This is a genomic window from uncultured Dysosmobacter sp. (assembly GCF_947631165.1).
In the GTDB taxonomy this organism is placed as follows: domain Bacteria; phylum Bacillota; class Clostridia; order Oscillospirales; family Oscillospiraceae; genus Oscillibacter.
Map to the genome: position 1 here is coordinate 1 of NZ_CANRKH010000064.1, position 10549 is coordinate 10549.

The following is a 10549-nucleotide window of genomic DNA, read 5'->3' on the forward strand; positions in this document are numbered from 1 at the left end:
GTCTTGATGCCCACGGAGCCGACCTTGCGCATGTCGTTCATGGAGATGATGCCGTCGATCATGGACAGCAGGACCACAGGCACGACGATAAACTTCAGAAGATTGACAAAGATATCGCCAAAGGGCTTGAGATAGTTGGTGGCGATGTCCTTCAGACCGGCGGCGTAGAAAATAAAGCCTACGATGATACCGGCGATGAGGGCGATCAGGATCTGCATGGGAAGGCTGATTTTTTTCTTCATACACTCACCTCATAAAACAAAAAATTCCTCGCGCTTCCTCTTTAAAGAATGGTGTTTTATGTTTTTCACAAAACAGCACACCTTAAATTATCCATATTATACCAAAGGTTGGCGCGGTTGTAAAGCGAATTGCAAAAAACTGCAAAGTTTGTGAAGAAGATGTAAACAAAAGCCTCCGGCTCAGCATTTTGCTGAACCGAAGGCGATGGGTCATTATTCTTTCGCGGCATATCCGCAGAAGCGGATAGCGGCTTTGGCCAGCTCCGCCGTGGGGTCCACGGCAGGGGCGGTCAGACCCAGGGCCTGATAGGCCACAGGCAGCTCTGTGCAGCCCAAAATAAAGTATCCGGCGCCCTGGGCGGTCAGGCGCTCCATCACCGCGGTCATATCTGACCGATACATCTCCGGCGGCGCGCCCGCCTTGACACCCTCATAGATGACCCGCATCAGGGCGTCCTGTTCCTCCGGGCCGGGGACCAGAAAGGGAACTTCCGCGCCCAGTAGAGTCTGCTGGTACAGATCAGCGGCCAAGGTCCCCTTGGTGGCCAGGATGGCGGCGGTCTCGCCGGGGAACCGGGCCTGGCAGGCCCTGGCGGTGGCCTCCAGCATGCTGAGGAAGGGGAGCTTCGTCAGCGCCTGGAGCTGGGGCAGGAAGTAGTGGGCGGTGTTGCAGGGCATGATAATGCAGTCTGCTCCACAGGCCTCCAGCTTCCGCAGGGAGTCGGTCATGGCAGGCAGAGGGTCCGGGCCGCCGGCCAGGATGGCGGCGGTCCGGTCGGGAATGGAGGCGTTGTCGTCGATATAGATGCGAATGTGGTCGCTGTCCCGGGACGCGTCGGTCAGAAGGACGATCTTGCGGAACAGGTCCGCCGTGGCTAGCGGCCCCATGCCGCCCAAAATGCCGATGGATCGTTTCACAGTGCTCACCTCAGCTCCAGAATTCCGGGAACAGCAGCTCGCTGCCCACCTTGACCGTCAGCAGGATCAGCACCAGAATGACGGCGGGGCGGACGATCCTGCTGCCGTTTTTGATGGCAAGCCCCGCGCCGATATAGTGTCCCGCAATAGACGCCGCGGCGGCGATCAGTCCCACGCCGATATATACATATCCGGCGGTCAGGGCGGTAAGCAGGCTGCCGATGTTGGAGGCCAGGTTGATGACCTTGACGCCTCCCGCGGCGTGGCGGGTGTCCAGCTTGGCCAGACGGATGAAGATGATCATCAGGAAGGTGCCGGTACCGGGGCCGTAATAGCCGTCGTAAGCGCCGATAACCAGGGCGGCGGCCCACACGATCAGCGCCTGCTTTCTGGGCTCGATCTCGCCAGGCTCGTCAGGCCAGCTGCGGGTACGGAGGGTCACAAAGGCCACGATAGGCAGCACCACCAGCAGCAGGTATTTCAAAACGGTGTCCGGCGTGTGGTGCTGGAGCCAGGTGCCGCCCATGGAGCCCAGCAGGGCCAGGACGATGGAGGGGGCGAACAGCTTCCAGTGGACATAGCCGTTTTTGATGAATCGGGCGGTGGAGAACACGGTGCCGATGCCGGATGAGAGCTTATTGGTACCCAGGGCGTAATAGGTGGGCAGGCCGGTAAAGGCGATCAGGTAGGTGGGGACGGAGATAATCCCGCCGCCGCCGGCGATGGCGTCCATGAAGGCGGCCAGGAACACGCCGCAGCAGATCAGCAGCACGACCCAGAGGGCAAAGCCGTCGATGGTGACATCCGTAAAAAAAGAGAGGATGGACATGAAAAAACGCCTCCCAAAAAACAGCGGTCCTGCAAAATTCTACTTATTCTAACAAACGCGGCGGATAAAATCAATATGGAGGACAAGAAGAACTGGAAAAAATAACCTGTAAAAATGTGTGGGGAAAGCAAAGAAATTTGCAGGATTTTACAAAGGTCAACAAAAAATATCGTGAAAACAGAGAAGCAATTAGCAATTTAAACCAAAAGCTGAGGGCTTTTTCGACAGGCGTGTTCTTGACGCTGTTTTTTTGACGAAGTATAATAAACTTGACCTCTTGTAAAAAAGACCGACAGTGAAATGCCCGCGGCCTCCCAGAGCGGAGACCGGCGGGGAGAGGAGTTTACATGGCGAAAAACGAACAAGCCCAGCGATTTCATACCGGGACTCTGACGGACGGCTGGCACTGGTTTGGCGCCCATCCGGCGGAGAAGCGCGGAAAACAGGGCTGGAGCTTTCGGGTCTGGGCGCCGAACGCCGCCGGGGTATCCGTTGTGGGCGACTTCAACGGCTGGGACCAGACAGCGAACCGCCTGACCCAAAAGGGAGAGGTCTGGGAGGGCTTTATCCCGGGCCTGGAGGAGTACGCCTCCTATAAATATGCGGTTTTGGGGAGAGACGGCCAGGTACATATGAAAGCGGACCCCTACGGCTTTCATACCGAGACCCGGCCCGCCACCGCCAGCAAGCTGTATGACATCAGCGGCTTCCGGTGGAGCGACAGCACTTTTAAAGAGAAGAAGCACAGGCATCCGGTCTATGACTCCCCCCTGAACATCTACGAGGTGCATCTCGGTTCCTGGCGCAAGCCTATTGATGGGCATGAATTTCTGGATTACCGCACCTTGGGAAGAGAACTGGCGGCCTATGTCAAGGAGATGGGCTATACAGCCATCGAGCTGCTGCCGGTGACAGAGCACCCCCTGGACGACTCCTGGGGCTACCAGTGCACCGGCTACTTTGCCCCGACCTCCCGGTTCGGCACGCCCAAGGATTTCATGTGGTTCGTGAACCATATGCACAAAAACGGCATCTCCGTGATCCTGGACTGGGTACCTGCCCACTTCTGCAAGGACGAGCAGGGCCTCTATGAATTCGACGGCACCTGCTGCTATGAGTACAGCGATCCCAACAAGTGGGAGCACGCCGGCTGGGGGACTCGGGTCTTTGACTACGGGCGGCCGGAGGTGAAGAGCTTTCTGCTGTCCTCCGCCCGCTTCTGGCTGGAGGAGTACCACATCGACGGTTTGCGGGTCGATGCCGTGGCGTCCATGCTGTATCTGGACTATGGCCGGAGCGGGCAGGCCTGGACGCCCAACCAGTACGGCGGGCATGAGAACCTGGAGGCCATCGACTTTCTGCGCCAGCTGAACGCCATGGCCTTTGGCGTGGACCCTGACGTTCTCATGGTGGCGGAGGAGTCCACCGCCTGGCCCATGGTCAGCCGTCCCGCCGACGTGGGGGGGCTGGGCTTCAACCTGAAGTGGAACATGGGCTGGATGAACGACATGTGCCACTATCTGAAAATGGACCCCTGGTTCCGCCAGGACCACCACAAGGATATCACCTTTTCCTTCATGTATGCGTTTTCCGAAAATTTCGTGCTGCCCATCTCCCATGACGAGGTGGTCCACATGAAAGGCTCCGTGGTAGGCAAGATGCCCGGCGACTATATCAACCAGCTCCGCTGCACCCGGGGATTTTACGCCTATCTCCTGGCCCATCCCGGCAAGAAGCTGATATTCATGGGCGCGGAGCTGGGCCAGTGGCATGAGTGGAATTTTAAAGAATCCATCGACTGGTATCTGCTGGAGCGGGAGGAGAACCAACAGATCCACCGATTCTTCAAAGATGCCAACGCCTTTTACAAAAAGGAGCCAGCCCTGTGGGAAATCGACTTTTCCTGGGAGGGCTTTGAGTGGCTGGTGCCGGATGATAACCACAACAATGTAGTGGCGTTTCTGAGGAAGGATAAGAAGGGCCGCGACTTGCTGTGCGCAGTGAACTTCTCGCCAAATACCTATGAAAACTATCGGATGGGTGTTCCAGCCCGCCGAAAGTATATTCCTGTGTTCAATACCGATGAAGACTTTTACGGCGGCGACGGCTTTGGGGATACCATGCCGGTGATGGTGGAGGCCATCCCCTCTCACGGCAAGGACTACTCCGCCGCCATCCGGATCCCGGCCTTCGGCGCGGTATTCCTGCGGGGAGAGGGTGCGTTCCCCAAAACCAGGAAGAAAAAACAGGCAAAGGAGCAGGAGAAATTATGAAAAAAGATTGTGTCGCCATGCTGTTGGCAGGCGGTCAGGGCAGCCGGCTGTATGTCCTCACCAGCAATATGGCGAAGCCCGCCGTTCCCTTCGGCGGCAAGTACCGCATCATTGACTTCCCGCTGTCCAACTGCATCAATTCCGGTATCGACACCGTGGGCGTGCTGACCCAGTACCGACCCCTGGAGCTGAACAGCTACATCGGTTCCGGCCAGCCCTGGGACCTGGACGGCTCCACCGGCGGCGTCCACATCCTGCCGCCCTATCAGGGCAGCAAGGGCGGCACCTGGTACAAGGGTACCGCCAACGCCATCTATCAGAACATCGGCTTCATCGACCTGTATGATCCCGAGTATGTGGTCATCCTTTCCGGCGACCATATTTACAAAATGGACTACTCCGAGATGGTGAAGCGCCATAAGGAGGCGGGCGCCGCCTGCACCATCTCCGTCATGGAGGTGCCCTGGGCCGAGGCTTCCCGCTTCGGCATCATGGCGGTGGACGGCAGCGACATGATCACCGAGTTTGCCGAAAAACCCAAGGAGCCGAAGAGCAATTTGGCGTCCATGGGCATCTATGTGTTCTCCTGGAAGGCGCTGCGGAAGTACCTGACGGAGGACGAAGCGGACCCCAATTCCGAGAACGATTTTGGCAAGAATGTGATCCCTGCCATGCTGAACAACGGAGAGCGGATGGCGGCCTACCGCTTCGACGGCTACTGGAAGGATGTGGGGACTTTGGAGTCCCTGTGGGACGCCAACATGGATATGCTGTCTCCTGAGTCCGGCCTGGATCTGCTGGACGAGTCCTGGCCTATTTATGCCCGCTCCGTCAACGCGCCTCCGGCGTTTTTGAGCACGAACTCCCATGTGACCCACAGCGCTTTCAACCGTGGCTGCGAGGTGAACGGCACGGTGGAGAATTCCGTTCTCTCACCCAATGTGACGGTGGGCGAGGGCGCCCGTGTCAGTTATTCTGTGCTGCTGCCCGGCACCGTGGTGGAGCCTGGCGCGGTGGTGGAGTACGCCATCCTGGGCGAGGAGTGCCGGATCGGCAGAGACTGCCGCGTGGGCGGCACACCGGAGAGCGCCGGCGACGGGGCCTGGGGACTGACGGTCCTGGCGCCCCGCTGCAAGGTGGAAGAGGGCCGCATGGTCCGGCCCGGCTGCATGCTGGATTGCAACGGCGAGGAGGTGTCTAAATGAAAGGCCTGCACGGTATCATTTTTTCCTATGAACGGCGCAACGATCTGCGGGAGCTGGGCGAGATCCGCTCCGCGTCCTCCATTCCCTTCGGCGGCCGCTATCGGGCGGTGGACTTTGCCCTGTCCAACCTGGTGAACGCCGGCGTGACCGACGTGGGCGTGGTGCTCCACGGCCGCTACCAGAGCATGCTGGACCACCTGGGCACCGGCAAGGCGTGGGATCTGAGCCGCAAGCGCGGCGGCCTGCGGGTCCTGCCGCCCTTCAACTATCAGAAGGACTGGGGCGTGATGCCCTTCCGAGGCAAGATCGAGGCCCTGGCGGGCGTCCGCACATATCTGGATACCATCCGCCAGGACTACGTGGCCCTGATGGACGGCGATCTGGTGGTGAACCTGCCCCTGAGCGACATCTATGAGAGCCATGTGGAGTCCGGTGCGGACATCACTGTGGTCTGCGGAAACGACAGCTTTGCCACCGATGACGGTACCTATTTCGAGATGAACGATCAGGGCCGGATCACGGAGGTGCTGTTCCGTCTGAACCATCCCCGGGGCTACCGAGGCCTGGAGGTATACATCCTCTCGACCCAGCTTTTGAAGTCCCTGGTGGACGAGTGCGTGGGCAAAGACCAGTTCAGCTGGCGCCGGGACGTGCTGCAGGCCAAGAAGGACAGCCTGTATCTCCGCAGCTATATCTGGGCGGGCTTTGCTGCCCAGATCCGCTCCGTGCAGGAGTACTATGACCGCAGCATGCAGCTGCTGGACCCCGCTATCCGGGCGGAGCTGTTTACCCAGGAGCGGCCCATCCGGGCCAAGGGCGATGACAAATCCTCCACCTATGTGGGCGCCGAGGGCCGCTGCGTCAACTCCTTGGTGGCTGAGGGCTGCCGTATCGAGGGCACGGTGGAGAATTCTGTCCTCTTCCCCGGCGTGGTGGTGGAAGCCGGCGCCGTGATCCGCAATAGCGTGCTGTTCAAGGAGGATATCGTCCGGACAGGCGCGCAGCTGGCCTATGTGATTGCGGACAAGGATGTGGAAGTTCTGCCGGGCCGGACGCTGATGGGCCATGCCACGTATCCCATCGTGCTGGCAAAGGGCAGTCAGATTTAAGATCCGCAGGGGGGAGCTTGCTCCCCCTTGTGGTTTGCCTGCCGGAGCTTCCGGCAGGCGGGTGAGACTGGAAGGCTTGGAACAGCCGCCCCGTTTCCGGCTGACGGGAATGGAGACGGCGTGCCTTCTCCGGCCGTTTTTGGCGGCCGGGAGGCAAGTACGTAGAAAAGGAGTTTACTTATGAAAATCTTGTATGCGACCAGCGAGGCAGTGCCGTTCTGCAAGACCGGCGGCCTGGCGGATGTGGCGGGCTCTCTTCCCGCCGCCCTGGCGGCGGAGGGCGCGGAAGTGGCAGTGGTGCTGCCGCTGTATCAGCGGGTCAAGGAGAAATTCGGCGAGCAGCTGACCTTTGAGTGCTACGATTATGTGGATCTGGGATGGCGCCACAGCTACTGCGGCCTCTTCTCCCTGGAGAAGGACGGCGTGACCTGGTACTTCCTGGATAATGAGCAGTATTTCAACCGCCCGGACCTGTACGGCTACATAGACGACGGCGAGCGGTTCGGCTTCTTCTCCCGGGCCGTTGTGCGGATGCTGGATCATCTGAAGTTCTGGCCGGAGGTCATACACTGCAACGACTGGCAGACTGCCCTGGTGCCTATTTACCTGAAGGACGACGGCGTGCGGGAGGACAAATATCGCTCCATCAAGACCGCCCTGACGATCCATAACATCGAGTATCAGGGCCGCTATGGCATGGAGGTCCTGGGCGACCTGTTTGGCCTGGACGCGGGCTGGGCCGCCGACGGCACCATCATGATGGATGGCGACGTGAACCTGCTGAAGGGCGCGATCCTGTGCGCCGACGCCGTCAACGCCGTGTCCCCCACCTATGCCAACGAACTGAAGATGGCCTACTTCGCCCACCGGCTGGAGAATATCATGCGCCAGTGTGAGTATAAGCTCTCCGGCGTACTCAACGGCATCGACATGAAGCTGTATGATCCCGCCTCCGATCCCCGCATCACCGCCAACTACTCTCTGGAGGATATGTCCGGCAAGGCGGCCGACAAGGCGCACCTCCAGAAGCTGATGGGCCTGCGGGAGGAACCTTACGTCCCCATCGTGGCCATCGTCAGCCGCTTGGTGTCTCACAAGGGTTTGGACTTGATTTGTGAAGTGCTTCATGATATGATGGAACTTCCGATGCAGCTGGTGATCCTGGGGAAGGGCGACCAGAAGTACGAGGAGTTCTTCCACTGGGCGGGCCAGCAGTATCAGGGCCGCATGTCCGTGCGGCTGGATTACAACGAGGAGCTGTCCATGGCCATCTATGCCGGCGCGGACCTGTTCCTGATGCCCTCCAAGAGCGAGCCCTGCGGCCTGAGCCAGATGATCGCCATGCGCTATGGCACGCTGCCCATCGTTCGGGAAACCGGCGGCCTGAAGGACACCGTGCAGCCCTACGAGGCCTGGCGGGATGTGGGCAACGGCTTTACCTTTGCCAACTATTCCAGCGCAGACATGCTCCACGTGATCCGGGAGGCCGTGTATCTGTACAAGGATTATCCCGACGCCTTCAGCCGCCTGCGGAAGCGGGCCATGGAGCGCGACTTCAGCTGGGCCCGCAGCGCCAAGGACTATCTGCGCATCTATGCCGGTATCACCGGCCAGGTCTTGCCTGTCCAGGAGCGGGAGGATTTCCACCCTTTTGACGGCGCCGCGCCTGCCGCGGAGGCTGAGACTGCGCCTGCCGTAGAGACTGCGGCTGAGGCTGCGTCCGCTGTGGAAAACACAGAGCCGCCCAGGCCCGCCGAAGAGCCTGCGGAGGCGGTGTCCGCGCCTGCCGCGGAAGCCGAAAAGCCGTCTCCCGCGAAAAAGTCCGCCAGGAAGGCTGCCGCGAAGAAGCCCGTAAAAAAAGCCGTGAAGAAAGCGGCCGCAAAAAAGACCGAACCGGCTGGGAAACCGGCTGTTCAGAAAGAAGAAAAATCCGCTAAGAAAGGGCCTGCCGCCAAACGTGCGAAGAAAGCGGCAGAGTAAGGAAGAGCCGCATGACACCATTTACCACAAAATCACTGGAAGAGGCGCTTACCGCCAAGCTGATGCTGAACTTCAGCAAGACACCGGAGGAAGCCACCGATCAGGAGATGATGAAGGCCAGCGCCTTGGTCCTTCGGGACGTGATGGCGATCCGGGGCGTGGAGTCCCGCAAGGTGACCCGCCGCGAGCAGAAGAAAAAGGTCCACTACATGTCTCTGGAGTTCCTGATGGGCCGCAGCCTGATGAAGAACGCCTATAACCTGGAGGTCCTGCCACAGCTGAAGGAGGCGCTGGAGCATCTGGGCTTCAAAGCCGCCGACATCTTTGAGATCGAGCCGGACGCAGGCCTGGGCAACGGCGGTCTGGGCCGCCTCGCCGCCTGCTATCTGGATTCCCTGACGACCCTGGAGATCCCCGCCGCCGGCTATTCCATCTGCTATGAGCTGGGCATTTTCAAGCAGAAGATCGTGGAAGGCCAGCAGGTGGAGCTGCCCGACGACTGGAAAGGCCTTGGCTCCGCCTGGCTGCTGCCCAAGATGGAGGAGGCCGAGGAGGTCCACTTCGGCGGGACCCTCCGGGAATTCTGGAACGACGGCCATCTCCACATCGTCAATGAGAATGCCACCAAGGTCCTGGCTGTGCCGTGCGACATGGTGGTGGCCGGATACGGCACCGAGCATGTCAACGCCCTGCGCCTGTGGGATGCCCGCTCTACCAAGTCGGTGGATATGTCCCTCTTCTCCCAGGGCGAGTATCTGAAGGCCGCCGAGGAGGAGGCCATGGCGGAGACCATCGCCAAGGTCCTCTACCCCGAGGATAACCACTATGAAGGCAAATCCCTGCGGCTGAAGCAGCAGTACTTCTTCGTCTCCGCCACGGTGCAGTCCATCGCTCGGAAGCACTTGGAGACCTTTGGAACATTGAAGAACTTCCATGAGAAGAACGTGATCCAGATCAACGATACCCATCCCGCCCTGGTGGTGCCTGAGCTGATGCGCATTTTCATCGACGAGGCCGGCATGAGCTGGGACGAGGCATGGGACATCACCACCAAGTCCGTGGCCTATACCAACCATACCGTTCTGGCGGAGGCACTGGAGCGCTGGCCCCAGCAGCTGATGGAGAGCCTGCTGCCCCGCATCTGGCAGATCATCACCGAGATCTCCCGCCGCTGGCAGGCGAAGGTGGAGAATTTCTACCACGATCCCGGCAAGACGCAGACCATGGCCATCATCTGGGGCGGCGAGGTCCGCATGGCCAACCTGTGCATCGCTGGCGGCATGGCGGTGAACGGCGTCAGCGGCCTGCACTCCGACATCCTGAAAAAGGACGTGTTCAAGGATGCCTACGGCATGGAGCCGTGGAAATTCCAGAACGTCACCAACGGCATCGACCACCGCCGCTGGCTCAGCGAGATCAACCCCGGACTGGACGGATTGATCCGGGAGCTGACCGGAGGCGACGAGTATCTGCTCCATCCCCTGACTTTGCAGAAGCTGGACGATTATGCCGGAGATAAGGCGGTGCTGGAGCGTTTGGCGGCCATCAAACGGCAGAACAAAGAGGACTTTGCCGTTTACGCCAAAAAGACCCGGGGCGTCATCCTGAACCCGGACTCCATCTTCGACGTGCAGGTGAAGCGGCTCCACGAGTACAAGCGGCAGCTGCTGAATGTGCTGCACATCATTGCGCTGTACCAGCGGCTTCAGGATGACCCCAACGCCGTCACGCAGCCCCACACCTTCCTGTTCGGTGCCAAGGCGGCTCCCGGCTATGCCGTGGCCAAGCGTATCATCCGCCTCATCAACTCCCTGGCGGACGAGATCGACCACAACCCCATCTGCAGGGATAAGCTGCAGGTGGTGTTCCTGGAGAACTACCGGGTGTCCCTGGCCGAGTGTCTGATGCCCGCCAGCGAGGTCAGCCAGCAGATCTCCACCGCCGGCAAGGAGGCCAGCGGCACCGGCAACATGAAGTTCATGATGAACGGCGC

At 59.9% G+C, this 10549-nt stretch carries 8 protein-coding genes; 5 read left to right on the forward strand and 3 right to left on the reverse strand.

What is annotated here, in order from left to right; all coding sequences use genetic code 11:
* The 3 genes from Q0Z69_RS15725 to Q0Z69_RS15735 all read right to left on the reverse strand — a co-directional run.
* Window positions 1–242 (reverse strand): cation:dicarboxylate symporter family transporter (locus tag Q0Z69_RS15725; protein ID WP_298035351.1); only part of this gene is annotated, 242 nt, incomplete at its 3' end.
* Between the two features lie 213 nt (window positions 243–455).
* Window positions 456–1160, reverse strand: coding sequence for an aspartate/glutamate racemase family protein (locus tag Q0Z69_RS15730; RefSeq protein WP_298035352.1), 705 nt, complete (start codon window positions 1158–1160; stop codon window positions 456–458).
* Between the two features lie 10 nt (window positions 1161–1170).
* Window positions 1171–1989 (reverse strand): TSUP family transporter, encoded by an 819-nt coding sequence (locus Q0Z69_RS15735; RefSeq protein WP_298035353.1) that lies wholly within the window; start codon window positions 1987–1989, stop codon window positions 1171–1173.
* 347 nt (window positions 1990–2336) lie between these two features.
* On the opposite strand from Q0Z69_RS15735, the gene glgB reads away from it, so the two are divergent.
* The 5 genes from glgB to glgP form a co-directional block, all read left to right on the forward strand.
* Window positions 2337–4262: a 1,4-alpha-glucan branching protein GlgB gene (gene glgB / locus Q0Z69_RS15740; RefSeq protein ID WP_298035354.1), complete on the forward strand. Its 1926-nt coding sequence runs from the start codon at window positions 2337–2339 to the stop codon at window positions 4260–4262.
* Window positions 4259–5467, forward strand: coding sequence for a glucose-1-phosphate adenylyltransferase (locus Q0Z69_RS15745; protein ID WP_298035355.1), 1209 nt, complete (start codon window positions 4259–4261; stop codon window positions 5465–5467). Before glgB ends, Q0Z69_RS15745 begins: the two co-directional genes overlap by 4 nt.
* Window positions 5464–6576: a glucose-1-phosphate adenylyltransferase subunit GlgD gene (gene glgD, locus Q0Z69_RS15750; RefSeq protein ID WP_298035356.1), complete on the forward strand. Its 1113-nt coding sequence runs from the start codon at window positions 5464–5466 to the stop codon at window positions 6574–6576. The genes Q0Z69_RS15745 and glgD overlap by 4 nt, the downstream gene beginning before the upstream one ends.
* Before the next feature lie 180 nt (window positions 6577–6756).
* Window positions 6757–8556: a glycogen synthase GlgA gene (gene glgA / locus Q0Z69_RS15755; RefSeq protein ID WP_298035357.1), complete on the forward strand. Its 1800-nt coding sequence runs from the start codon at window positions 6757–6759 to the stop codon at window positions 8554–8556.
* Window positions 8557–8567: 11 nt separating this feature from the next.
* On the forward strand, window positions 8568–10549 hold a 1982-nt coding region (gene glgP / locus Q0Z69_RS15760; RefSeq protein ID WP_298035358.1), incomplete at its 3' end, for a glycogen/starch/alpha-glucan family phosphorylase.

Excerpts from the sequence above, each read along its gene's own strand:
- Q0Z69_RS15735 (WP_298035353.1), bottom strand. The coding sequence starts at position 1,989 with ATGTCCATCCTCTCTTTTTTTACGGATGTCACCATCGACGGCTTTGCC.
- glgB (WP_298035354.1), top strand. The coding sequence starts at position 2,337 with ATGGCGAAAAACGAACAAGCCCAGCGATTTCATACCGGGACTCTGACG.
- Q0Z69_RS15745 (WP_298035355.1), top strand. The coding sequence starts at position 4,259 with ATGAAAAAAGATTGTGTCGCCATGCTGTTGGCAGGCGGTCAGGGCAGC.
- glgD (WP_298035356.1), top strand. The coding sequence starts at position 5,464 with ATGAAAGGCCTGCACGGTATCATTTTTTCCTATGAACGGCGCAACGAT.
- glgA (WP_298035357.1), top strand. The coding sequence starts at position 6,757 with ATGAAAATCTTGTATGCGACCAGCGAGGCAGTGCCGTTCTGCAAGACC.